At 71.0% G+C, this 23,473-nt stretch carries 26 protein-coding genes and 2 tRNA genes; 14 read left to right on the forward strand and 14 right to left on the reverse strand.

Going from position 1 to position 23,473, the window contains the following annotated elements:
* Positions 1 to 105 precede the first annotated feature (105 nt).
* Positions 106 to 849, reverse strand: a complete 744-nt coding sequence (locus ABD161_RS13360) for a phosphoglyceromutase (protein WP_344003868.1) — start codon at positions 847 to 849, stop codon at positions 106 to 108.
* A gap of 81 nt (positions 850 to 930) precedes the next feature.
* On the opposite strand from ABD161_RS13360, the gene ABD161_RS13365 reads away from it, so the two are divergent.
* Positions 931 to 1,749: a class I SAM-dependent methyltransferase gene (locus tag ABD161_RS13365; protein WP_344003871.1), complete on the forward strand. Its 819-nt coding sequence runs from the start codon at positions 931 to 933 to the stop codon at positions 1,747 to 1,749.
* An 11-nt stretch (positions 1,750 to 1,760) separates the two neighbouring features.
* Here the strand turns inward: ABD161_RS13365 and ABD161_RS13370 are convergent, their stop codons facing one another.
* From ABD161_RS13370 to ABD161_RS13385, 4 genes are all read right to left on the reverse strand, one after another.
* The gene (locus ABD161_RS13370) at positions 1,761 to 2,882 is read right to left on the reverse strand and encodes an FUSC family protein (protein ID WP_344003874.1); all 1,122 of its coding nucleotides are present in this window, start codon (positions 2,880 to 2,882) and stop codon (positions 1,761 to 1,763) included.
* A gap of 12 nt (positions 2,883 to 2,894) precedes the next feature.
* Positions 2,895 to 4,034, reverse strand: coding sequence for a CAF17-like 4Fe-4S cluster assembly/insertion protein YgfZ (gene ygfZ, locus ABD161_RS13375; protein ID WP_344003877.1), 1,140 nt, complete (start codon positions 4,032 to 4,034; stop codon positions 2,895 to 2,897).
* The gene (locus ABD161_RS13380; RefSeq protein ID WP_344003880.1) at positions 4,034 to 4,639 is read right to left on the reverse strand and encodes a nitrobindin family protein; all 606 of its coding nucleotides are present in this window, start codon (positions 4,637 to 4,639) and stop codon (positions 4,034 to 4,036) included. The genes ygfZ and ABD161_RS13380 overlap by 1 nt, the downstream gene beginning before the upstream one ends.
* Before the next feature lie 142 nt (positions 4,640 to 4,781).
* Positions 4,782 to 5,072, reverse strand: coding sequence for a hypothetical protein (locus ABD161_RS13385; RefSeq protein ID WP_344003883.1), 291 nt, complete (start codon positions 5,070 to 5,072; stop codon positions 4,782 to 4,784).
* Positions 5,073 to 5,240: 168 nt separating this feature from the next.
* On the opposite strand from ABD161_RS13385, the gene ABD161_RS13390 reads away from it, so the two are divergent.
* The 8 genes from ABD161_RS13390 (at position 5,241) to ABD161_RS13425 (ending at position 14,628) form a co-directional block, all read left to right on the forward strand.
* The gene (locus tag ABD161_RS13390) at positions 5,241 to 5,933 is read left to right on the forward strand and encodes a response regulator transcription factor (protein ID WP_344003886.1); all 693 of its coding nucleotides are present in this window, start codon (positions 5,241 to 5,243) and stop codon (positions 5,931 to 5,933) included.
* Positions 5,934 to 5,977: 44 nt separating this feature from the next.
* Entirely contained in the window at positions 5,978 to 8,149 is a 2,172-nt protein-coding gene (locus tag ABD161_RS13395; protein WP_344003888.1) for an RNA degradosome polyphosphate kinase, read from the forward strand.
* Positions 8,146 to 9,087: an NUDIX hydrolase gene (locus ABD161_RS13400; RefSeq protein ID WP_344003891.1), complete on the forward strand. Its 942-nt coding sequence runs from the start codon at positions 8,146 to 8,148 to the stop codon at positions 9,085 to 9,087. The genes ABD161_RS13395 and ABD161_RS13400 overlap by 4 nt, the downstream gene beginning before the upstream one ends.
* Positions 9,088 to 9,287: 200 nt before the next feature.
* Positions 9,288 to 10,409 (forward strand): phosphate ABC transporter substrate-binding protein PstS, encoded by a 1,122-nt coding sequence (locus ABD161_RS13405; protein WP_344003894.1) that lies wholly within the window; start codon positions 9,288 to 9,290, stop codon positions 10,407 to 10,409.
* 170 nt (positions 10,410 to 10,579) lie between these two features.
* A complete protein-coding gene (pstC, locus tag ABD161_RS13410; protein WP_344003896.1) occupies positions 10,580 to 11,566 on the forward strand; it encodes a phosphate ABC transporter permease subunit PstC in 987 nt (328 codons plus the stop codon).
* Positions 11,566 to 12,666: a phosphate ABC transporter permease PstA gene (gene pstA / locus ABD161_RS13415; protein ID WP_344003899.1), complete on the forward strand. Its 1,101-nt coding sequence runs from the start codon at positions 11,566 to 11,568 to the stop codon at positions 12,664 to 12,666. Before pstC ends, pstA begins: the two co-directional genes overlap by 1 nt.
* Positions 12,667 to 12,717: 51 nt before the next feature.
* Entirely contained in the window at positions 12,718 to 13,497 is a 780-nt protein-coding gene (gene pstB, locus ABD161_RS13420) for a phosphate ABC transporter ATP-binding protein PstB (RefSeq protein ID WP_135112369.1), read from the forward strand.
* Between the two features lie 63 nt (positions 13,498 to 13,560).
* A complete protein-coding gene (locus ABD161_RS13425; RefSeq protein ID WP_344003904.1) occupies positions 13,561 to 14,628 on the forward strand; it encodes an N-acetylglucosamine-6-phosphate deacetylase in 1,068 nt (355 codons plus the stop codon).
* A gap of 8 nt (positions 14,629 to 14,636) precedes the next feature.
* Here the strand turns inward: ABD161_RS13425 and ABD161_RS13430 are convergent, their stop codons facing one another.
* Both ABD161_RS13430 and ABD161_RS13435 read right to left on the reverse strand, forming a co-directional pair.
* Complete coding sequence (locus ABD161_RS13430) at positions 14,637 to 15,533, reverse strand: aminodeoxychorismate lyase (RefSeq protein WP_344003907.1); 897 nt, start codon at positions 15,531 to 15,533, stop codon at positions 14,637 to 14,639.
* Positions 15,534 to 15,732: 199 nt separating this feature from the next.
* The gene (locus ABD161_RS13435; protein WP_344003910.1) at positions 15,733 to 16,362 is read right to left on the reverse strand and encodes a DNA-directed RNA polymerase subunit beta; all 630 of its coding nucleotides are present in this window, start codon (positions 16,360 to 16,362) and stop codon (positions 15,733 to 15,735) included.
* Positions 16,363 to 16,420: 58 nt separating this feature from the next.
* On the opposite strand from ABD161_RS13435, the gene ABD161_RS13440 reads away from it, so the two are divergent.
* Positions 16,421 to 16,496, forward strand: a tRNA-Lys gene (locus tag ABD161_RS13440).
* Positions 16,497 to 16,502: 6 nt separating this feature from the next.
* Here the strand turns inward: ABD161_RS13440 and ABD161_RS13445 are convergent.
* A complete protein-coding gene (locus ABD161_RS13445) occupies positions 16,503 to 17,159 on the reverse strand; it encodes an NAD(P)H-binding protein (protein ID WP_344003913.1) in 657 nt (218 codons plus the stop codon).
* 85 nt (positions 17,160 to 17,244) lie between these two features.
* Complete coding sequence (locus tag ABD161_RS13450; RefSeq protein ID WP_135112359.1) at positions 17,245 to 17,550, reverse strand: DUF7882 family protein; 306 nt, start codon at positions 17,548 to 17,550, stop codon at positions 17,245 to 17,247.
* A 99-nt stretch (positions 17,551 to 17,649) separates the two neighbouring features.
* On the opposite strand from ABD161_RS13450, the gene ABD161_RS13455 reads away from it, so the two are divergent.
* The 3 genes from ABD161_RS13455 (at position 17,650) to ABD161_RS13465 (ending at position 20,230) form a co-directional block, all read left to right on the forward strand.
* Positions 17,650 to 18,423: an isocitrate lyase/PEP mutase family protein gene (locus ABD161_RS13455; RefSeq protein WP_344003919.1), complete on the forward strand. Its 774-nt coding sequence runs from the start codon at positions 17,650 to 17,652 to the stop codon at positions 18,421 to 18,423.
* Positions 18,424 to 18,543: 120 nt separating this feature from the next.
* The gene (locus tag ABD161_RS13460; protein WP_344003922.1) at positions 18,544 to 18,972 is read left to right on the forward strand and encodes a YciI family protein; all 429 of its coding nucleotides are present in this window, start codon (positions 18,544 to 18,546) and stop codon (positions 18,970 to 18,972) included.
* A 1-nt stretch (position 18,973) separates the two neighbouring features.
* Positions 18,974 to 20,230 (forward strand): RNA polymerase sigma factor, encoded by a 1,257-nt coding sequence (locus ABD161_RS13465; protein ID WP_344003925.1) that lies wholly within the window; start codon positions 18,974 to 18,976, stop codon positions 20,228 to 20,230.
* A gap of 19 nt (positions 20,231 to 20,249) precedes the next feature.
* On the opposite strand, the gene ABD161_RS13470 is transcribed toward ABD161_RS13465, so the two are convergent.
* Together ABD161_RS13470 and ABD161_RS13475 are read right to left on the reverse strand one after the other, a co-directional pair.
* Positions 20,250 to 21,056 carry a transglutaminase-like domain-containing protein gene (locus ABD161_RS13470; RefSeq protein ID WP_344003928.1) on the reverse strand — a complete coding sequence of 269 codons (807 nt, stop codon included), beginning with the start codon at positions 21,054 to 21,056 and terminating at the stop codon, positions 20,250 to 20,252.
* On the reverse strand, positions 21,053 to 21,649 hold the full coding sequence (locus ABD161_RS13475) for an isochorismatase family protein (RefSeq protein WP_344003930.1): 597 nt from the start codon (positions 21,647 to 21,649) through the stop codon (positions 21,053 to 21,055). The genes ABD161_RS13470 and ABD161_RS13475 overlap by 4 nt, the downstream gene beginning before the upstream one ends.
* 93 nt (positions 21,650 to 21,742) lie before the next feature.
* On the opposite strand from ABD161_RS13475, the gene ABD161_RS13480 reads away from it, so the two are divergent.
* On the forward strand, positions 21,743 to 22,330 hold the full coding sequence (locus tag ABD161_RS13480) for a GyrI-like domain-containing protein (protein WP_344003933.1): 588 nt from the start codon (positions 21,743 to 21,745) through the stop codon (positions 22,328 to 22,330).
* Positions 22,331 to 22,334: 4 nt separating this feature from the next.
* On the opposite strand, the gene ABD161_RS13485 is transcribed toward ABD161_RS13480, so the two are convergent.
* From ABD161_RS13485 to ABD161_RS13495, 3 genes are all read right to left on the reverse strand, one after another.
* Positions 22,335 to 22,718: a hypothetical protein gene (locus tag ABD161_RS13485; protein WP_344003936.1), complete on the reverse strand. Its 384-nt coding sequence runs from the start codon at positions 22,716 to 22,718 to the stop codon at positions 22,335 to 22,337.
* A 62-nt stretch (positions 22,719 to 22,780) separates the two neighbouring features.
* A complete protein-coding gene (locus tag ABD161_RS13490; protein ID WP_344003939.1) occupies positions 22,781 to 23,212 on the reverse strand; it encodes a rhodanese-like domain-containing protein in 432 nt (143 codons plus the stop codon).
* Between the two features lie 156 nt (positions 23,213 to 23,368).
* Positions 23,369 to 23,440, reverse strand: a tRNA-Thr gene (locus ABD161_RS13495).
* Positions 23,441 to 23,473 lie beyond the last annotated feature (33 nt).

Consider the following 23,473-nt stretch of genomic DNA (forward strand, 5'->3'; position numbering starts at 1 on the left):
CTGATGCACCAACTGTCACCGATGTCCTGATGCAGAATCGTCACCGAAGTCCTGATACATCACACGGGGCCGCAAGCGGCGCCCTTGCGAGCGAGGGCGGCGGCGTTACTTCTTGCCCTGGGAGGCGACCGCGGCGGCGCCGGCGGCAGCGGCCTCGGGGTCGAGGTAGCGGCTGGCGCCGGTCGGCTTCATGTCGTCGTCGAGCTCGTAGACGAGCGGGATGCCGGTCGGGATGTTCAGCGCGGCGATGTCCTCGTCGCTGATCCCCTCGAGGTGCTTGACCAGACCGCGCAGCGAGTTTCCGTGCGCGACGACGATCACGGTCTTTCCCGCCTTCAGGTCGGGGACGATCTCCCCCTCCCAGTACGGAAGCATCCGGTCGATCACGATCTTCAGCGACTCGCTGCCGGGGATCTCGCCGTCGATGCCGACGTAACGGGGGTCGTCCGTCTGCGCGTACTCGTCGGCGGGGTCGATCACGGGCGGCGGCACGTCGAACGAGCGACGCCACTCCATGAACTTCTCCTCGCCGAACTCGGCCAGGGTCTGGGCCTTGTCCTTGCCCTGCAGGGCGCCGTAGTGACGCTCGTTGAGGCGCCACGAGCGCTTGACGGGGATCCACAGCCGGTCGGCGTGGTCGAGCGCGATGTTCGCCGTCTGGATGGCGCGGCTGAGCACCGACGTGTGGACGATGTCGGGGAGCACTCCCTGCTCCTTCATCAGCTCGCCGCCGCGCTGTGCCTCGGCGCGGCCCAGTTCGGTGAGCCGGACGTCGACCCATCCGGTGAAGAGGTTGAGCTCGTTCCACTCGCTCTGGCCGTGTCGCAGCAGGATCAGGGTGTGTGCCATGGCTCCAGCCTAGCGAGCGGGAGGCACGCCCCGCCTCGGCGGCTTCCGCCTCGCCTGTGCCGGGCAGGCGAGAATGGAGTCATGCCGAAGCCCGAGGGTCGCCCGACGCGCGGCACGACGGGAACAAACCGGCTGCGACGCGTCGACCGCTGGATCGCGCACCTCGCGGAGCTCCGACGGGCGTCGGATCCGCTCGTCGTCGACCTCGGCTACGGCGCGAACGGGGTCACGACGCTCGAACTGGAGGCGCGCCTTCGCCGCGTGCGCGGCGACGTCGAGCTGCTCGGGCTCGAGATCGACCCGGAGCGCGTCGCGCGCGCCACCGAGCAGCTCGATGCGACCCGGCGCGGCGACACGGCGTTCGCCGCCGACGCCCGCGTCTCCTTCGCGCGGGGCGGCTTCGAGGTGCCCGTTCCCGGCGGACGGCGTCCCGCGGTGATCCGCGCGTTCAACGTGCTGCGCCAGTACGACGAGCAGGATGTGCCGGGAGCCTGGAACCGGATGACCGCCCGCCTCGCACCCGGCGGCGTCCTCGTGGAGGGTACGTGCGACGAGATCGGCCGCGTGTGCAGCTGGATCGACGTGTCCGCCGACGGCTCCCCCGCGCGGCTCACGATCTCGCTGCGCCTCGCCGATCTCGAGCGGCCGAGCATCGTCGCCGAGCGGCTGCCGAAGGCGCTCATCCATCGCAACGTGCCCGGCGAGCGCATCCATGACCTCCTCGCCGCGCTCGACAGGGAGTGGGAGCGCGCCGCGGCCCTCGCCCCCTTCGGACCGACGCAGCGTTGGATGGCGGCGGTCGCCGCGCTGCGCGCATCCGGAACGCCCGTGCTCGGTTCCCGCAGCCGATGGCGCCTCGGCGAGCTCACGGTCCCGTGGGACGTGGTGCGGCCGGCCTGACCAGGCCCGGGTCAGATCCGCGGGATCGCGGCGCGCGCCTCGGCCGGCGGCATTCCCGTCGCGACGAGCAGATCCACCACGAGCGGTCGCAGGGACGACAGCAGCGCCTGCTCGCCGAGCGACTCCCCGGGGAGCATGGCGGCCGGGTCGAGCCGGCGCGCGATGGCGAGCAGGCTCTCGCGCGCGATCGGCTCATGCGCGATGTCGTCGAGCGAGGCGCCGACGAGCGTCGCCGCGCGCGCGATCTCGGCGAGCACCTCGCCGGGCACCGTGCGCGGCTGCCGGTCCTCGACGACGTACACGATGCGGCGGCCGACGACGCGGAGGTTGCGCATGGCGAGATCCATCGCGTGGAGGATGCGCGCCTGCCGGTCGAGCTCCGCGCGCCGCCCGCGCAGGAAGGGCGAGATGCGCGCGATCGACAGTCCCGACTCGAGCGAGGTGCGCCACGCATCCAGCGCCGGCTGCAGCCCGCGCGCCTTCTCGAGCCCGCGCTCGGCGCGCAGGCGGTCGCCGCGTCGCGCGCCTGTGACGAGCCGGGCCGCGGCCGCATCGAAGCCGGCGAAGAACGCCCGCGCGTCGCGGAGGGCGGCGGCGGCCGGGTTCCGCGGCAGCAGCGCGGTCACGACGACCGCCAGGACTCCGCCGATGACCCCGTCGAGCAGCCGTGTGAACGGCACCGGCGCCACCGGCAGGATCATCGCGATCGCCGCCTGGATCGCCGCGGCGATCGCGAAGGCCGGCGACGGAGACAGGAACCGCGCCACCAGCATGGTCACGCTCAGCGTGATCGCGAGCTGCCACCAGCCGCTGCCGACGCCGAGGCGCAGCGCCTCGGACAGCAGGATTCCCGTCAGCATCCCCACGACCGTCTCGGCGACCTGGCGTGGGCGGGCATCGCGCGCGAGGCCGAGGCTCGAGATCGACACGGTCGCGGCGATCATCGGCGTCTCGTGCCCGAGCAGGTATCGGCCGATCAGGAATGCGCCCGTCGCGGCGACGACGATCTGCGCCACGGCGATCCAGGATCCGCGCACGCGCGCGAGCCCGGGGCGCGGCGAGAAGCGCGTGCGCCACGTGACCGGCACGGCGACCGTGTCGGTCGAGGGCTGGTCCCGCTGCGGGTCGGACATCCGGCCCGTCGCCTATGTCGTCGGCGGCTGCTGCGCGAGCGGGCGCCGTGACAGGCGCGTCAGGCGCGGCACCTCGGCGGTCGCTCCGGCGTCGGCGGGGACGATGATCTCCTGCGCGGCGGCGATGCGCGATCCGTCGGTGCGGATCTCCAGCGTCGCGTCGGCGGGCACTCGCCGCGCGAGCACCGCCAGCGCGATGGGTCCGAGCTCGTGGTGCCGCGCGCTGCTTGTGATGTGGCCGACCTCACTCGCATCGTCGCCGGAGGACGCCAGCAGGACGGGAGTTCCCGGCTCGGGCAGCACGCTGTCGCTGCCGTCGAGATGCAGCAGGGTCAGACGGCGGGGCGGGTGGCCCAGGTTGTGCACCTTCGCCACGGTCTCCTGGCCGCGGTAGCAGCCCTTGTCGAGGTGCACGGCCGTGCGCAGCCAGTCGTACTCGTGCGGGATGGCGCGCTCGTCGACCTCGCGCCCCCAGCGCGGGCGCCACGCGGCGATCCGCAGCGCCTCCGCCGCCAGCAGGCCGGCGAGCTCCACGTCCTCGAGCGTCGCGAGGGCGTCGCGCTCGACGATGGCCTCGATCCAGGTGTAGTCGGCGCCGGGGTGCGCGGGAGCGGCGGCGTACTGCCAGCCGCCGGTCGCCACCTCGCGCCACGGGTCGCCCCACACGAGCGGCATGTCGTGGGGCCGGTGCGCGATCAGCGCGACGGTCTTCTCGGCGGTGCCGAGCTCGGTGTAGCCGAGCACGGCGAGGTCGTCCCGCACGCGCACCTCGACCCTCGAGCGGAACCGCATCATCGTGAGCCACTTGGCAAGTCCCGCGACGTCGCCCGCATCGGCGATCAGCCAGGTCGAGCTGCCGTCGTCGAGCACCCCGGCGGCGTGCTCGACGCGGCCGTTCGGGTCGAGGACGAGCAGCTCGGTCGGCGTCCCCGGTGCCAGGGTGCGCAGGGCCTGCGACGTGATGGAGTCGAGCCAGGTCAGCCGATCCGGCCCTTCCACCTCGATGACGGCACGGTCATCCCGCGGGACGACCGCCTCACCCGCGGCGAGGCGGCGCTGCTCGCGCACCGGGTCGCCGAAGTGCGCGATGCCGTCGTCCGACGCCACGGCACCCGGTCGATCGGCGAAGAACGGCACGTCGCCGGCCGTCATCAGGAGACCTTCGCGAGACGGGCCGAGGCGTGCGAGCCGAGCTCGCGGCCGAGGGCGGCGATGTCCCAGGCCCACAGCAGGTGATTCTCGACGAGGCCGTACATCCGCGTCGCCGCCGCGTAGTGCCGGGCGTTCGCCGTGCGCACGACCGCATCCGTCGCGAGGTCGATGCGAGGGCCCTTCGCCTGGCCGAGATACAGCTCGCTCACGCCGTCGGAGTGGACGAGCGAGACCTCGATGTCGAACCCGCCGGCGGCGTTGCGCAGCTTCTCGACGTCGTCGGCGGTCCGCGCGACCTCGGATTCGCGCGGCGGCAGCAGGCCGGGGCCCGGTTCGGCGGCGGTCGACGGTCGCGCGAGGCGCCAGAACCCGGTCTCCGAGTTCAGGGCACGCGACGGTGTGCCGTCGGCGGAGGCGAGCGTGGCGGAGGCGGAGTAGTTCAGGAACGGACCGCCGTCATGGCTGAAGCTGACGCGGTGCGAGAACTCGCCCTCGAAGTGGGTGTCGCCGACGCGGTAGTCGATGACGCCGGTGCCCTCCCACACGCCGAGGAGCCACGACAGCGGCACGAGGTCGGCGGGGAGGTCTTCAGGCAGCTCGATCATGCCGCCCTCCCTCAGCGCTGGCCGCGGAACAGGTTCCAGACCACAGCACCGGAGACGAAGGCGATCGCCAGGCTGGCGAGGCCCAGCAGCCCGACGAAGAACAGTTCGAGCGCGACGAGATCCATGTGGCCAGTCTAGTCCGTCACGCGGGGCTGACGGCGGCGAGCACGGCGACGAGCGCGACGATGCCGATCAGGGTCATGCCGCCGAGGGCCGCGACGCTCACCCGGAAGATGAAACCGCTCGGCCGGCCGTCGACCAGCTGGGCGGCGAACGCGAAGATCAGCGTCGCTCCCCCGACGAGGCCGAACCAGCGGAAGTGGGAGTCGAGCGGCACGACCACCGCGATCACCACCGCCACAACCAGCGCAAACGCCCACGTCGCCGCGATTGCGCCGTAGCGGCGGCGGGGAGCGAGCTCGGGGATGGTCATCGCCCCATTGTCGGCGACGACGCCCCATGGCGGCAAACCCCTCCCCTGGGAGTGGTACCGGCCCGGCGCGGGCACGCGCGACGAGCGCTCTATGATGGGGTCACGATGCGGCGCCCCTTCCGCATCGATGCCAAGGCGCGAATCCCCACCGTGCCGGAAGGACATCGCTTGGCCCAGCTGCTTGTCTTGAGCTCCGCCCCCGGAGGAAGCGCTGCGCTGCCCTCGCTCGAGCTGCTGAGCCACCGGGTGCGGCAGATCCCCGCCGAGCCGGCGCAACTCGTCAACGCGCCGAGCGCCGACGTCATCTTCGTGGATGCGCGCACCGACCTCGTGGGCGCCAAGTCGCTGTGCAAGATCCTGAACACCACGGGGCTCGATGCACCGCTGCTGCTGATCGTCACGGAGGGCGGGCTCACCGCCGTCTCCCCCGACTGGGGCGTCGACGACGTCATCCTGGTGTCCGCCGGTCCCGCCGAGGTGGATGCGCGCATCCGTCTCGCGATCGGACGGCAGGCCACCGAGCAGGTCAGCACCCGGATCCAGACCTCCGGCATCACGATCGACGAGTCGTCGTACTCGGCGAAGGTGCACGGCAAGCCGCTCGATCTCACCTACAAGGAGTTCCAGCTGCTTCACTTCTTCGCCACGCACCCGTCGCGGGTGTTCACGCGCGAGCAGCTGCTGAGCGAGGTCTGGGGCTACGACTACTTCGGCGGCACGCGCACGGTCGACGTGCACGTGCGGCGCCTGCGCGCCAAGCTCGGCGACCTCGAGCAGCTGATCGGCACCGTCCGCAACGTCGGCTACCGCTTCAACGTCTACGAGGACGACCAGCTGCCCGCGACGCCCGCGCAGACCTGAGCCCCGTTCATCCACGCGTCACGCGACGGTGGCAGGATGGCCGCATGATCGACTCCGCAATCGTGGACACCGGCATCGGCGACGCCGAGGACGACGACTTCGACGCCGCCGTAGAGGCTCCCGACGCCCAGCTCCCCGAGAACCGCTATCTTGACCGCGAGCTGAGCTGGCTGGCGTTCAACCAGCGGGTGCTGGAACTGGCGGAGGACCCGACGCTGCCGCTGCTCGAGCGCGCGAACTTCCTCGCGATCTTCGCGAGCAACCTCGACGAGTTCTTCATGGTGCGCATCGCCGGTCTGAAGCGGCGCATCGTGACCGGCCTGGCCGTTCCCACGAACGTGGGCGTCGCGCCCGCGGATGCGCTCGCGGCGATCTCCGCCGAGGCCCACCGCCTGCAGCTGCGTCACGCGAGGGCGTGGAACGACGCGGTGCGTCCCGCGCTCGCGGAGACCGGCATCGAGGTGGTCGGATGGGACGCGCTGAGCGTCGACGAGCGCACCGCGCTGTACGACTACTTCCACGCGAAGGTCTTCCCGGTCCTGATGCCGCTGGCCGTCGACCCGGCGCATCCGTTCCCGTACATCTCGGGTCTCTCGCTCAACCTCGCCATCCGGATCCGGAACGCGCGGACGGGCCGCCAGGAGTTCGCGCGCCTCAAGGTCCCGCCGATGATGCCGCGCTACGTCGCGGTGCCCCACTCCGAGGGCCAGAGCATGCGGTTCCTGCCGCTCGAGGAGCTCATCGCGCAGCACCTCGAGGACCTGTTCCCCGGCATGGAGATCCTCGACCACCACGCGTTCCGCCTCACCCGCAACGAGGACGTGGTGATCGAGGAGGACGAGACCGAGAACCTCATCCAGGCGCTCGAGGCCGAGCTGCTGCGGCGCCGCTTCGGCCCGCCGATCCGCCTCGAGATCAACGACGACATGGATGACCTGACGCTCGACCTCCTCATCAAGGAGCTCGACATCACCGAGCAGGAGGTCTATCGCCTCCCCGGGCCGCTCGACCTGCGCGCCCTGTTCGCCCTGTCGGCGATCAAGCGCCCCGACCTCCACTACCCGCCGCACGTGCCGACGACGGCGGTGCCGTTCCAGCCCGTCGACCAGGAGACGCGCCCCGACATCTTCGCGGCCATCCGCAAGTCGGATGTGCTCGTCCACCACCCGTACGAGTCGTTCGCGACGAGCGTGCAGGCGTTCCTCGAGCAGGCCGCGCGGGATCCGCACGTGCTCGCCATCAAGCAGACGCTGTACCGCACGTCCGGCGACAGCCCCATCGTGCAGGCCCTCATCGACGCGGCCGAGGCCGGCAAGCAGGTGCTCGCGCTCGTCGAGGTGAAGGCGCGCTTCGATGAGGCGAACAACATCGTCTGGGCGCGCAAGCTCGAGAAGGCCGGCGTGCACGTGGTCTACGGCCTCGTCGGCCTCAAGACCCACTGCAAGCTCGCGCTCGTGATCCGCGAGGAGAAGGGCGAGCTGCGGCACTACAGCCACGTCGGCACGGGCAACTACAACCCAAAGACGAGCCGCCTGTACGAGGACTTCGGCCTGTTCACCACCGACCCGCAGGTCGGCCGCGACCTGACGCGCCTCTTCAACGAGCTGAGCGGCTACGCGATCGAGAAGAAGTTCAAGCGCCTCCTCGTCGCGCCGCTGCACCTGCGCAAGGGGCTGCTGCGCCTGATCGACCGCGAGCGCCGCAATGCGCTCGCCGGCAAGCCCGCCCGCGTGCGCATCAAGGTCAATTCGATGGTCGACGAGCAGATCATCGACGCGCTGTACCGGGCGAGCATCGCGGGCGTGAAGGTCGACGTGTGGGTGCGCGGCATCTGCTCGCTGCGCACGGACCTTCCCGGCGTGACGGACAACATCACCGTGCGCTCGATCCTCGGTCGCTACCTCGAGCACTCGCGCATCTTCGCATTCGAGAACAACGGCTCTCCCGAGGTGTTCATCGGCAGCGCCGACATGATGCACCGCAACCTCGACCGCCGCGTCGAGGCGCTCGTGCGCGTCACGGCTCCCGCGCACGTCACCGAGCTGCTGAACCTGTTCGATCTCGCGATGGACGAGCGGATCAGCTCGTGGCATCTCGGCGAGGACGGCGTGTGGACGCGTCGCAGCGTGGACGCCGACGGGAAGCCGCTGCTCGACCTGCAGGACCGCCGGATGTCCTCCGTGAAGCGTCGCCGTCAGGCGCGCGCGATCCGATGACCGCCGATCTCGCGGTCTACGCCGCGGGGGGCGTCGTCTGGCGGCTCGTCGACGGCAAGCTGCGCGTGCTGCTCATCCACCGGACGAAGTACCGGGACCTCACCCTGCCGAAGGGGAAGGTCGATCCGGGCGAGATGCTCGTGGAGACGGCGGTGCGCGAGATCCACGAGGAGACGGGGATCCGGACGACGCTCGGCTGCCCGCTGGGCGTCTCCCGCTACACGCTTCCCAGCGGCAAGCAGAAGATCGTCCACTACTGGTCGGCCGCCGCCACCGACGAGGCGATCCGCGCGAGCACGTTCGTCCCGAACGACGAGGTCTCGGGTGTCGAGTGGGTGAGCCTGAAGAAGGCCCACGCGCGTCTCAGCTATCCCGTCGACATCGAGATCCTCGAGCACTTCGAGCGGCTGCTCGACGACGGCGTGCTCCACACCTTCCCGATCGTCGCACTGCGGCACGGGAAGGCGCTGTCGCGCGACGAATGGGATGGCCGCGACGCGCTGCGCCCGCTGGCCCCTCGCGGGCGTGCGCAGGCGAAGGCGATCAGCGGGCCCCTTCAGGCGTTCGGCGTCCGTCGCATCGTCTCCAGCACGGCGGTGCGCTGCATGTCGACAGTGGCTCCGCTGTCGAAGGCGACGGGTCGCCGGATCCACGAGACCGACCTGATCAGTCAGGATGCCTGGGAGGACGGCACCGCGGGAGTGCGCGAGGTCGTCGGGCGCCGCGTGCGCTCCGGCAAGCCCGCGGTGCTGTGCAGCCATGGCCCGGTGCTGCCCGAGATCCTGACCGAGCTCGCGCTCGCGACGGGGACCATGCGCGGCTCGTACCTCTCGGACGCCGCGGCGCTCGAGACCGGCGCGTTCAGCGTCGTGCACATCTCGGCGACCAATCCCGGATCCGGCATCGTCGCGATCGAGACGCACGCGCCGAAGGCCTGACCGATATCCACGTCTCACGATTCGATCTCGAATCGTGTGAGAACGCCGTGGATTCCGCCTCTGATCCGGGATCGATGGGGGTCGTTCACCATCCGTTCACCCGCGCACCGCAGTCTCGTCACCGCCCTCTCCTAGCGTCACGACGTGCCCTGCAACCCGGTGGGGGACGTCCCTGAATCCCTGATCGAAACGGATACACAGTGAAGATCACCCGTCTCTCCAGCATCGCGGCCCTTGGCGCGGTCGCTGCACTCACCCTCGCCGGCTGCGCCTCCAACGAGGCCCCGGCCGGCAACGGCGGCTCCTCGGCTCCCTCCGAAGGCACCGAGCCCTCGACCAGCATCAGCGGCACGATCGAGGCCACCGGCGCATCGTCGCAGGGTTCCGCTCAGGAGGCCTGGGTCGCCGAGTTCCAGATGGCCAACCCCGAGGCGAACGTCCTCTACGAGTCCACGGGCTCGGGCGTCGGCCGCGACAACTTCAAGGCCGGTGCGTCGAACTTCATCGGCTCCGACCGCGCCTTCACGATCGAGGAGATCGAGGAGGGCGGCTTCGGCTCCTGCGCGACCGACGAGATCGTCGAGGTCCCGAACTACATCTCGCCCGTGGCCGTCGCCTTCAACCTGCCCGGCGTCGACACGCTGAACATGGACGCCGACACGATCGCGAAGATCTTCGCCGGCGAGATCACCTCGTGGGACGACCCCGCGATCGCCGCGCTGAACGAGGGCGTCGAGCTGCCCGCCACGACGATCACCCCCGTGCACCGCTCGGACGCGTCGGGCACGCAGGAGACCTTCCAGAGCTACCTGTCCGCCACCGCGCCCGACGTCTGGACCTGGGAGCCCGAGGACACCTGGCCGCTGCAGAGCGGTGAGGGTGCCGACGGCACCTCGGGCGTCGTCGACGCCATCGCCGCGGGTGAGGGCTACATCGGCTTCGCCGACGCGTCGCGCACCTCGGAGCTGGGTCAGGTCGCCGTGCAGAACGGTGACGAGTTCATCGCATACTCGGCCGACGCCGCCGCGGCGCTCGTCGAGGCCTCGCCGCTCGAGGACGGCCGTTCGGACCACGACCTCGCGTTCGCCGTCGACGCCGCCGCCGCCCCCGCCGGCTCGTACCCGATCGCCCTTGTCTCGTACCTCATCGGCTGCGTCGAGTACGAGGACCCGGAGGTCGCCAACCTGGTCAAGGCGTACTTCCAGTTCGTCACCTCCGAGGAGGGCCAGGCCATCGGCGCCGAGGCCGCCGGCGCCGCCCCGCTGTCGACCGGCCTGATCGAGAAGGCCACCGCCGCGATCGACGCCATCGTCACGGAGTGACCCTGACCGCCTGATCAGCTCATCAGCACCGCCGGTGCCCTCGCGCCCCTCCCCCTGTGGGATCCTCGGTTCCGAGGAGCGCGAGGGCACCGGCCGCATTTCCGACTGACGAATCCCCGGCTTCACGAAGCGCCCAGCACGAACCCGAAACCCTGAGGAGCGGGAACTCCATGACCACCACCACGACGGAGCCCGAGGCGCCCACCTCGGCGCCCGGCACGCCGCCGAAGGCCGTCAAGCGCCCCGGCGACCTCATCTTCTCGGGCACCGCGCTCGGCTCCGGCCTGATCATCCTGGTCGTCCTGGCCGCGGTCGCCCTGTTCCTGATCGTCCAGTCGCTGCCTGCCTTCAAGCCCGACACGACGGACAACAACATCCTCAGGGGCCAGCCGTTCCTCGAGTGGGTGTGGCCGCTCGTGTTCGGCACGCTCTGGGCCGCGCTCATCGCCCTCGTCATCGCCTCGCCCATCGCCCTCGGCATCGCGCTGTTCATCTCGCACTACGCGCCGCGGCGGCTCGCCAGCGCGATCGGCTACGTGATCGACCTGCTCGCGGCCGTCCCCTCCGTCGTGTTCGGCCTCTGGGGCGCCCTGACCTTCGGCCCCATGCTCGTGCCGATCTACCGGTGGCTGAACGAGAACCTCGGCTGGATCCCGCTGTTCGCGGTGCCGGAGAACGCGGCGCCCTCCGGCTCGGGAAAGACCATCCTCACCGCCGGTCTCGTGCTCGCGGTCATGATCCTGCCGATCATGACCGCCATCTGCCGCGAGATCTTCCTGCAGACGCCCAAGCTGCACGAGGAGGCCGCGCTGGCTCTCGGCGCGACCCGCTGGGAGATGATCCGGATGGCCGTGCTTCCGTTCGCCCGCAGTGGAATGGTTTCGGCCGCGATGCTCGCGCTCGGCCGCGCGCTCGGCGAGACCATGGCCGTGGCCATGGTGCTCGCCCCGTCGTCGCTCGTGACCTTCCAGCTGCTCAGCACCGTCAACCCCTCGACGATCCCGGCCACCATCGCGCTGCGCTTCCCTGAGGCGCACGGCGACGGCACCGCGACCCTCGTCGCGGCGGGCCTGATCCTCTTCGTCGTGACGTTCGGCGTCAACTTCCTCGCGCGCTGGATCGTCTCGCGCCGGGCCGAGTTCTCTGGAGCGAACTGATGTCGACCGCCACCGCCACCGCCCCTGACGCGCCGAAGGTCAGCACGTCCTCGCTCACCTCGGGCCGCATGCCCAAGGGGATGCCGTGGATCCTGCTCGGCTTCTCGATGTTCGTCTCGATCGCCCTGTTCGTCGTGCTGAACATCGGCGGAGACCTCGCGCAGTTCAACATCGTGGGTGCCCTGCTCGTGGGCATGATCATCTACCTGATCGCCATCACGGTGTTCTCGAGCATCGCCGAGAGCCGCCGCCACGCGGTCGACCGCCTGATGACCGCCCTCGTTGCGACCGCGTTCGTGCTCGCGCTGCTGCCGCTCGTGTCGCTGCTGTTCACCGTTGTCGCCGAGGGACTCGCGCGCTTCGACGGCACGTTCTTCAGCTGGTCGATGCGCAACGTCGTCGGCGAGGGCGGCGGTGCCGTTCACGCCATCTGGGGCACGGTGCTGATCACCCTGACGGCGACCGTCATCTCGGTGCCGATCGGCATCATGACGGCGATCTACCTCGTCGAGTACGGCCGCGGCCGGATCGCCCGCACGATCACGTTCCTCGTCGACGTCATGACGGGCATCCCGTCGATCGTCGCGGGTCTGTTCATCTACGCCGTGTTCTCGCTGTTCATCCGCCCCGGCATCTCGTTCGGCATGATGGGCGCCCTGGCGCTCAGCGTGCTGATGATCCCGGTCGTGGTGCGCGGCACCGAGGAGATGTTGCGGATCGTCCCCAACGAGCTGCGCGAGGCGTCGTTCGCGCTCGGCGTGCCGAAGTGGCTGACGATCGTGAAGGTCGTGCTCCCCACGGCGATCACGGGCATCACCACCACCGTCATGCTCGCGATCTCGCGCGTCATCGGCGAGACCGCCCCGCTCGTGCTGACGGCGGGCATCACGCCGAACCTGAACATGGACCTGCTCGACGACCCGATGATGACGCTGCCGGTGTTCGCGTTCTACAGCTACGACACCCCGGGCACCGACGTGCAGGCCTACCTCGACCGCGCGTGGGCCGCCGCGCTGACGCTCATCCTGATCGTCATGGTGCTCAACCTCGGCGCGCGCGTGGTCGCGAAGTTCTTCGCGCCGAAGATGACCGGCCGCTGACCCCCACCCGACTCAGACTTTCCCGACTGCGATAAACAGAAAGAGACCCAGGTGTCAAAGAGCATCGAAGTCAACGACCTGAACGTGTACTACGGCGACTTCCTCGCCGTGGAGGGCGTTTCGATCGACATCCAGCCCCGCTCCGTGACGGCCTTCATCGGCCCGTCGGGCTGCGGCAAGTCCACCTTCCTTCGCACCCTGAACCGCATGCACGAGGTCATCCCCGGCGCGTACGTGAAGGGCGAGGTGCTGCTCGACGGCGAGGACCTGTACGGAAACGGCGTCGACCCCGTGATGGTGCGCCGGCAGGTGGGAATGGTGTTCCAGCGTCCCAACCCGTTCCCGACCATGTCGATCCGCGAGAACGTCCTTGCCGGCGTGACCCTGAACAACAAGCGCATCTCCCGCAGCGACGCCGACGACCTCGTCGAGAAGTCGCTGCGCGGCGCCAACCTGTGGAACGAGGTCAAGGACCGCCTCGACCGCCCGGGCTCGGGCCTGTCGGGTGGTCAGCAGCAGCGTCTCTGCATCGCCCGCACGATCGCCGTGTCGCCCCAGGTCATCCTGATGGACGAGCCCTGCTCGGCCCTCGACCCGATCTCGACCTTCGCGATCGAGGAGCTCATCTCCGAGCTCAAGAACGACTACACGGTCGTGATCGTCACGCACAATATGCAGCAGGCCTCGCGCGTGAGCGACAAGACGGCGTTCTTCAACATCGCGGGCACCGGCAAGCCGGGCAAGCTCATCGAGTACGACGACACCGCCACGATCTTCACGACCCCGTCGGTGCAGGCGACCGAGGACTACGTCTCGGGCCGCTTCGGCTGATCCACTGATCGTTCGCCAGGACGGCCTCGCCTTCGGGCGGGGCCGTCCTGCTTTGATGGATCCATGACCGCCTCCCTCGTCTCCGCCCGCCGCCTGATCGACGGGAACGGATCGGATGGACCGGGCTGGGCGCTCATCGAGGATGGCCGTCTGGCGGACAGCGGGACCGGCGAGGCGCCGCGCCGCCCTGACCGCGAGGTCGACGCGCTGCTGCCGGGCTTCGTCGACGCGCACGTGCACGGCGCGTGCGGCGTCGACTTCGCGACCCCCGGCGCCGACCCGGCCGCGGCGATCGCGTGGCATGCCGGTCGCGGCTCCGTCGCGCTCGTTGCGTCGCTCGCCACCGGGACGCTCGACGACACCCGCATGCGCCTTGCCGAGCTCGCCCCGCTCGTCCGGTCGGGCGCTCTGGCGGGGCTCCACCTCGAGGGCCCGTTCCTGTGCCACGGCCGGCGAGGCGCGCACAGCCGCGACCTGCTCCGCGATCCCGCACCCGCCGAGATCGAGGCCCTGCTGGCGGCCGGCGACGGCGCCATCCGGATGATCACGCTCGCCCCCGAGCTGCCGGGCGCGCTCGACGCGATCCCGCTGCTTGTTTACGCCGGGGTGCGCGTCGCCGTCGGCCACACCGAGGCGGACGCCGACACTGTGAGCCGCGCGATCGACCGGGGCGCCTCGGTGATGACCCACCTGTTCAACGGCATGCCCCCGCTTCATCACCGCTCCCCCGGGCCCGTCGGCGTCGGACTTTCGGACGAGCGGATCACCGTGGAGCTCATCGGCGACGGCGACCACCTCGACGACCGCGTGCTCGACCTCGCGCTGCGTGACTGCGCCGGGCGGGCGATGCTCGTCTCGGACGCCATGGCGGCTGCCGGCCTCGGCGACGGCGAGTATGTGCTCGCAGGCTCCGAGGTGGTCGTGCGCGACGGCGTCGCCACGGTCGCCGGCACGTCCGCGCTCGCGGGGAGCACGTCATCCGTGTCGGATGCCGTCCAGCGCCTTCTCGCCCGCGGCGCGGACCCGGCGCTCATCGCGGAGCTCACCTCGGTCACGCCGTCCCGCGCCCTCGGCATCAACCTGCCGCCGCTGGCGGTGGCCGTGACCGGCGGTCGCGTCGAGGTGCTGTAGAGCGGCTTTCAGTCGCGCGGGCTCAGCAGATACGCATTCATCGCGGCGGTGAGCTCGCGGTCGACGGGAAGCTCGACGCCGTCGAGGTGGGTGACCGGGGCGGCGAGGCGCACGCTCGAGACGAGCCACATCGCGTCGGCGTCGGCGAGGGCGGCCGCCGGGACGTGCTCGTAGCCGGTGGAATGCCCGTGCTCCTCGAGCCAGTCGAAGACGCTCAACTGCGTCGTCCCCTGCAGGATGCCGCCGGTCGGCTCCGGGGTGACGAACGTGTCGCCGCGGCGCAGGATGACCGACGCCGTGGGCGCCTCGAGGACGTAGCCGTCGCTGGTGAGGAAGATCGCGTCGTCGGCGCCCCGGCGATGGGCCTCGCGGAGCGCCGCCATGTTCACGGCGTAGGAGAGGGTCTTCGCGCCGAGCAGCAGCCAGGGTGCGCGCGTCGCGGCCCCGCTGTCGAGTCCGCGGTCGAGCGTGGCGACCTTGATGCCGTCCGTGCGGGCGGCGGTGTGGTCGGCGACGGGCGACGCCGTGACCCAGGCCGTCGGGCCCTCGAGCCCGGTCGCCGCGCGCTCGACGCCTCGGCTCAGGATCAGCTTGATCGCGCTCTCACCGGCGGGGCACTCGGCGGCCGCGCGCTCGACCGCCGCGCGCCACTGCCCGAGGTGCGGGGCGGGGAGGTCGCACAGCCGCGCGGAGTGGGCGAGCCGCTCGAGGTGCGCCTGCACCTCCTGCGGGTGCCCGTCGACGACGCCGATCGTCTCGAAGATGCCGTCGCCGCGCTGCGTGCTGAGCTCGCCCACGCTGAGCGCGGGAGCATCCGGATCGATCACGGCGAGCGTGTCGGCGAAGTCGGTGCGGGGGTCGTCGGCCGCCACGGGGGCGACGAGCAGGGCGAAGCGCCAGGTCATGGGATGAGCCTATGCATGGCCTGGGCATCCGGTGAGCATGACGGCCCCGGGAATACCCTGCCGGAGGCCTCCGTTAGACTTGAACAGCCGGGCCGCAGCAAACCCCGGGCTCCAACTTTCGCCGCCGCGAGCGGCCTCGCGCCGAGAGGCGTTTCTGCGGCCCGGTATTTCTTTTCTCTGGCGACGTCCTTCGCGCGGGTCAGGTGAGGGAGTCGCGGCGCCAGAGCTTCGCCGAGGCGGCGAGGTCGTCGGCGTAGGTCGACAGGCGCAGCGCGCGGGTGGTGAGCTCGCTTGCGCGGTGCGACTCGGTGAGCTCGTAGTCGTCGGCGAGGTGCGTCGCGCCCGAGGCCTGCACCCGGCAGAACGCGGCCGCCCGGTCGAGCGCCACGGCGAAGTCGCCCTGGAACGCGCCGCGCAGGATCGTGTCGATCAGGGCGACGAGCTCCGTCGGGCCCGCGGGAACCGGTGCGCCCGCCACCACGGCATCCGACGAGTGCAGCTCGACGCGGCCGCGGTCGTAGAGCAGCGCCGCGGTGGCGGGATCGTCATGGATCGACAGCTGCACGAGGTACAGACGCCAGAGCGAACCGGGCAGCGTCTTCGCCGGCGAGCGCGACCACAGCTCGGCGATGTCGTCGATCCCGTGTCGAGACGTGAACGCGACGAGGCGGTCGACGGCATCCGGATCCTGCTCGTGCCGCACGCGCGAGAGCAGAGCGGCGGCGGTCGAGTGCGCGGCGCGCGACACCTCCGCAGGATCCTCCGCGGCGAAGAGCCGGTCGAAGGTCTCGGACGGACGCCGCACCGGCTTGTGGAAGTCGTCGGTCATCGATCCAGGCTAACCGCGCCGCGCATCGTCGGCTCATCCGGCCCGTAAAGTAGGTGCGGGGCCTCTAGCTCAGTTGGCAGAGCACCGGACTTTTAATCCGAGGGTCGTGGGTTCGAGCCCCACGGGGCCCACCATCCCCCTCAGACCCGGGCGAACGCCTCCGGGATGGGCGTCGCGCCGTCGACGTACTCGATCGTCCGGCGGATCGTCGCATCCAGGTCGAGGGCCGCCACGATGGTGCGGGCGACGTTCGCGCGCGACACCTTGCGCTCGGCGTCCTCCGGCAGCGGCGCCACGTCGATGAGGCCGGTGGGCTCTTCGAGGGTCAGCCCTGCGGGACCGAGCACCGTCCAGTCGAGGCCCGACGCCCGCAGGTGCGCGTCGGCCGCGGCCTTCGCCTCCGCGTACGCGTGGAAGGAGTTGTCCTCGGGCACGCCGTGATCCGGCCCCGCGCCGAGGTACGACACCATCACGTACCGGCGCACTCCCGCGCGCGCGGCGGCGTCCATGCTGCGGATGGCCGCGTCCCGGTCGACGGCGTAGGTGCGGCGAGGGTCTCCCCCGCCGGCACCGGCCAACCACACGATCGCGTCGCGCCCCGTGAACGCCGCGGCGAGTTCGTCCTCCGTCGCGTTCTCGACGTCGAGCACGAGCGGGGTGCCGGCTGCGGCCTCCACATCGGCGGCGTGCGCCGGGTTCCGGATGACGGCGGTGGCGGAATGCCCCGCCTCCGCCAGCAGCGGCAGCGCCAGCAGCGCGACCTTCCCGTGGCCTCCGATGATCACGACATCAGCCATGAGCGCTCCTCTCGAGCCGCGCGGCACTCATCCGGCGCCGGCCGGCACCCCCCAGTCTGCACCGCGAGCACCCACCCGCGGCGTGTCAGCCTTCGACCTCCTCGGCCGTCAGCGTGATGCCGCCCAGTGCATTGGCCGATTCGGCCATCGTCGCGAGCCAGCGCTGGTTGAGTTCGGGCTGTTCGGTCTCCTCGAAGATGAACCGCAGCGGGATTCCCGGGTGCAGCCAGATGGTGGAGCGGCCGCCCTCCTTCCCCGGCGGGTGGGCCCACGACACCGCGAAGCTCTCGCCTCGCCGCAGCTTGGCGATGACCACCACCTTCAGGTGCGCCAGGGCGCGATCCTCGATCTCGATCGGCGGCACGACGCTGTCGTAGACGAGAGTTCCCATGCCGCGCACACTAATGCCCAGGGAGCGGTGCCGCACGTGCCGGAACCGTTCACCGGCGCGAGATGGGCCTGTGTCCCTCGCAGGCGTAGCGTCGTCCTCATGACCACCACCACTGAGAAGGCCCTCACCCTCAGGTCGCTGTACGAGGCGCCGGAGATCCTCCGCGTCGTCAACGTCTGGGACGCGATCAGCACGAAGGTCGTGAGCGACCTTCCCGGCACGAAGGCCATCGCGACCGCCGGCCATTCGATCGCCGCGAGCCACGGCTTCGCCGACGGCCAGATCCCGATGGAGGCGATGATCGCCGCGGTCGCCGAGATCGTCGCCGCCACCGACCTGCCGGTCACCGCCGACCTCGACAACGGCTACGACGATCCGGGCGAGACGACCCGTCGCGCGATCGGCGTCGGCGTTGTCGGCGCCAACATCGAGGACCGGCTCGTGCCGCTGTCGGAGGCGGTGGCGCGGGTGGAGGCGTCGGTCAAGGCGGCCGAGGCGGAGGGCGTGCCCTTCCAGCTCAATGCCCGCGCGGACTCGTTCGTGCTGGGACGCGGACGTCCGATCGACGAGATCGTCGCCGACGCGATCGAGCGCGGGCGCGCCTACCTCGATGCCGGCGCGTCGCTCGTGTTCGTCCCCGGCCCGCTCGACCGCGGCCTGACCGAGCGTCTCGTCGCCGGCATCGGCGACCGCAAGCTCAGCGTCATCGGCTTGCCCGGCGCGCTCCCCGCGGCCGAGTACGAGGCGCTCGGCGTCGCGCGCATCTCGTACGGGCCGCTGCCTCAGCGCGTCGCGCTGCGCGCCCTGCGCGACCTCGCGACCGACCTCTACGGCGACGGCGTCATCCCGCAGGACACTCCCGCGCTGAACTGAGCTGTCCCCGGATCGACATCCGATGAAAGATTTCTTCTGCGGGTGTCGATCCGGGCTGTTCCCATCCGACGCCTGAGTGAAGGGTCGAGAGACGGCCCGCAACCGACGAAGGAGTTCGAGATGGCCAAGTACATGCTGATCATGCGCGCGACGGACGAGGCGGTCGCCACCTACGAGCAGAAGCCGTTCGAGGAGGTCATCGCCGAGATGGGTGCCTACAACGAGTCGATGATGAAGGCCGGCGTGATGGTCGGCGGCGACGGCCTGGCCCCGGAGGCCGGCGTGGTCGTCGACTTCAGCCAGACCCCGCCCGTCGTCACCGACGGCCCCTACGGCGAGACCAAGGAGCTGTTCAACGGCTTCTGGATGCTCGAGGTGCCGACGATCGAAGAGGCCGCGGAGTGGGCCAAGCGCGCACCGCTCGGCCCGGGAAGCAAGCTCGAGGTCCGCCGCGTCACCGGCCCGGAGGACTTCCCGGCCGACAACGAGTGGATCCAGAAGGAAGACGAGTGGCGCGAGGAGCTCGCGCGCAAGGCCGAGCAGGACTGAGATGAGCACGCACCCGACCTCGGCCGCCGCCGCGTCCGCGCGACGAGCGGTCGAGGCGGTGTGGCGCATCGAGTCGGCGCGCATCGTCGCGACGCTGACGCGCATGACCGGCGACTTCGCGCTGGCGGAGGACGTCGCGCAGGAGGCGCTCGCGGATGCGCTCACGTCGTGGCCGGCCTCGGGCGTCCCCTCCAGTCCGGGCGCCTGGCTGGTGGCCGTCGGCAAGCGCCGCGCGATCGACCACTGGCGCCGCCGCGCAACGCAGGACGACCGCTACGCGGAGCTCGCCCGCGACCTCGACGAGACGACCGAGCCCGGATGGGATCCGGACGCGATCGAGGACGACGTCCTGCGCCTGATCTTCGTCGCGTGCCATCCGGTGCTCTCGCGCGAGGCGAGCATCGCGCTGACGCTGCGCGTCGTCGGGGGCCTCACGTCCGAGGAGATCGCCCGGGCGTTCCTGGTTCCCATGGCCACCGTGCAGCAGCGGATCGTGCGCGCGAAGAAGACCCTCGCCGCGGCCGCCGTGCCGTTCGAGGTGCCCTCTCCCGACGCGTATCCCGCGCGGCTGTCGGCCGTGCTGAGCGTGCTGTACCTGATCTTCAACGAGGGGTACTCGGCATCCGGCGGCGAGCGCTGGATGCGGATCGACCTCGGCCGCGAGGCCCTGCGCCTCGCGCGCGTGCTCGCGGGGCTCGTGCCGCGGGAGCCCGAGGCGCACGGGCTCGTCGCGCTCATGGCACTCACGGCCGCCCGGTTCCCCGCACGTCTCGACGCCGCGGGAGAGCCCATCCTGCTGGCGGATCAGGACCGCACCCGCTGGGACCGCGGGCTGATCGCGCTGGGCCGGGACGCACTCGCGCAATGCGACGCCCTCGGCCGCGGACGCGGCCCCTACGCGCTGCAGGCGGCGATCGCGGAGTGCCACGACGTGGCGTCATCGGTCGAGGCGACCGACTGGGAGCGGATCGCCGTGCTCTACGAGGCGCTCGGCCGGATCGCGCCGTCACCCGTGGTCGAGCTCAACCGCGCGGTGGCCGTCTCGATGTCGGAGGGGCCCGCGACCGCCCTCCGGATCGTCGACGACCTCGCCGGGAAGCTTCCCGGCTACGCGCAGCTGCCGGGCGTCCGCGCCGAGCTGCTCATCCGCCTCGGCCGGACGGACGAGGCCCGCCACGAGCTCCAGACCGCGGCGCGCCTGACGGGCAGCGCCGCCGAGCGGACCGTGTTCGAGCGCAAGCTGCGCGCGCTGGACTGAGCGGATCTCCGGCCGCGGATCAGGCGAGCCGCAGCCGCTGAGTGCCGTCGTCGACGGGAAGGGAACCCCGCGCGGTCGCGAGGATGCCGTACGAGCGCAACAGGATCGATCCGCCGTGATTGTCGAGGAACGCCGTGTCGGCCGCATCCCGACCCGTCGCGATCCGGACGAGCGTCTGCCGGGGAGCCAGCCGCGTCGCATCCACCACGATCCACTCGTCGTCGACGATCGCCTCGACGACCGCATGGAAGTCCATGGGGCTGAGACCGGGCGCGTAGACCGCGGCAAGACGCGCGGGGATGCCGAGTGCCCGCAGGATCGCGATTGTCAGATGGGCGTAGTCGCGGCAGACGCCGGCGCCGTCCAGCAGCGTGTCGATCGCGCTGTCGTTCACGTCGCTCACGCCGGGGACGTACCTCAGCCGCGACGCCACGAACGCGACCACGTCGTCCACCAGCTCGGCGGGCGTCCGGCCCCGGTCGAACTGCGAGCCGACGAGCGCGAGGAACCGGTCGGACTCGGCGTAGCGGCTCGGCCGCAGGTAGACGGATCGGTCGTGCGGCGCGACGGCGACGGGTGTTCCCGGATCCTCGACGGCGGCGCGATACGCGACCCTCAGCTCGCCCGTGCCCAGCTGCATCCGGTGGATCCGGCCGCCCAGGGCGTCGACGAGCTCCTCCACGTCGACGCGCGCGCCGTCGAGGGTCACGTCGAGCGTCTCGTCCACCTCGATGCCCGGGACGTGGGCGACGGCGATCTGCATCTCCAGCTCGCTCGGGGTCTGGACCTCGATGTCCAGGGTCACGCGGATGTCGCGGGCGGTCATGCCCGCCCGCTCGAGGCGAGCTCGGCGCCGGCGTGCGCGAGCTCGGCGAGGGCTGCCTCGCTCGGCTCGGCGGCGACCCCGGCGATCAGGTCGGTGAGCACGCGCACGTGCTGACCGTGCTCGAGCGCATCCAGCGCGGTCGCCCGCACGCAGTGATCCGTCGCGATGCCGACGACATCCACGGTCTCGATGCCGCGCGCGGCGAGAACGGCCGCGACAGTGTCGCCGTCGTCGGTCACTCCCTCGAACATCGAGTACGCGGGCTTACCCTGCCCCTTCTTGACGTGATGCGTCACCGCGGCGGTGTCGAGGCCGGGGTCGTACTCGGCGCCTTCGGTCCCGGCGATGCAGTGCGGCGGCCACGAGTCGACGAAGTCGGGCGCGCCATCGCTGCCGGCCGGCACGATGTGCCCGCCGTTGTCGCTGTCGGGGTCGTGCCAGTCGCGCGACGCCACGATCACCGCGTAATCGCCCGCGTGCTCGGTCAGGTGGCGGGTGATGCCGACCGCGACCGCGTCGCCGCCGGTGACGCCGAGCGCCCCGCCCTCGGTGAAGTCGTTCTGCACGTCTACGATCAGCAGTGCCCTGGTCATGTTCCGAGCGTACGCCGCCGCCTCGGCGGGGAGAACGGCGCATCCGCTCGCGAACCGAGACCCCTTGCAGATGGCCATGCCGAGGAGATCCGGATGTCCGAGAAGGTCGACCTCAAGAAGACGCTGGACGGGTACCGCGCGAAGCGGGGCGAGTTCCGTTTCCTCGACGTCCCCGACGCGCGGTACCTGATGATCGACGGTCACGGCGATCCCAACACCGGGTCGTTCGCGGAGGCGATCGAGGCCCTCTACCCCGTGGCGTATCGGCTCAAGTTCGCGAGCCGGCGCGAGCTCGACCGCGACTACGTCGTGCCGCCGCTCGAGGGGCTGTGGTGGGCCGACGACATGGCGGTGTTCACCAGCGCGCGCGACAAGTCGCTGTGGCACTGGACGCTGATGATCCTCGTGCCCGAGTGGGTCGAGGACTCCCTGTTCGCCGGCGTCGACGCGCCCGCGGCGGTGCGCCTCGAGCCCCTCGCGGAGGGCCGGTGCCTGCAGACGCTGCACATCGGCGCGTTCGACGACGAGGGGCCGGTGCTCGCCCGCATGCACGACGAGGTGATCCCGGCCGAGGGCCTGGTGCCGACCGGGCGGCACCACGAGATCTATCTCAGCGATTTCCGCCGCGTCCCTCCCGAGCGGCGGCGCACCATTCTGCGCCAGCCCGTGGGGCCTGCCTGAGCCTTCAGCCCGCGAGGATCATCGCCGCGATCTGCACGATCACCGCGATGACGCCGACGGTGCCGCAGGCGAGCGCGACACCCCCGAGCAGACGGGGCCACGGCGAATGCCGGTGGAGGCGCACGACGTCGCGGCTGCCGATGCGGTGGAACAGGTCGAGCTCGTCGCGCGTGGCCGCCGCCCGCAGTTCCGGCGTGAGCGGGGCCTCGTGCACGCCGTCGTCGCCGAACCAGCGGACGACATCGTCGATCACGAGCCCGCGGATCGGCTGCCAGGCGCCGTCGGCGAGCCGGACGATCAGCGCCGCGGCGCCGAACAGCACCGCCGCGCCGATGCCGACCCAGCTGAGGATCTCGGTGATCGCTCCGAGCGCGCCACCGGCGCTCATGGGCACGGCGACGGGGGCGAAAGCGGGCTCACCGTCTCAGTCTCTCAGGTGAGCGCCCGCGTTCAGGCGAGCGGCGCGGTGAGCGGATCGACGGGTCGACGGCTGCGGCCCTCGGCGGTCTGGATCGCGAGGCCCTCGCGTGCCCAGTACTCGAAGCCGCCGATCATCTCCTTGACCGTGTAGCCGAAGCGGCTCAGCTCGAGCGCCGCGCGCGTGGCGCCGTTGCAGGCGGGCCCCCAGCAGTACACAACGAGGCCCGGCAGGCCCGCGAGCTCCTCGTGGCGTGCGGCGATCTCCGGCCGCGGCAGGTGGATCGCGCCCGGCACGTGACCCTGGTCGAAGGAGGCCTTGTTGCGCACGTCGATGACGGTGATCGGCTCACGGGCGGCGCGCGCGGCCGCGACATCCGAGGGGTCGGTCTCGTGGCGCAGCTTCCGCTCGAACCAGGAGACGGCGTCGGAGGTGTCAGCGGGCGACGGGGCGAGGTCGGTCATGCGTCAATTGCGCCACGCCCGAAGGCACGACCGGACGCCGAACGCCGGAACCGGCAGAAATCCTTCGCAGAACTGCGGTCGTCCGCCGTCGGCCGCTGCCGGAGACCGCGCGGGGACATGAAAAGACCCCCGGAGTGGAGTCCGAGGGCCTTATCGAGCCACCTGTCAGATTTGAACTGACGACCTGCTCATTACGAGTGAGCTGCTCTACCCCTGAGCTAAGGTGGCGATTCGCGCCGCTCGCGCGGCACGAAGATCAAT

Source organism: Microbacterium paludicola (assembly GCF_039529675.1).
Taxonomy (GTDB): Bacteria; Actinomycetota; Actinomycetes; order Actinomycetales; family Microbacteriaceae; genus Microbacterium; species Microbacterium paludicola.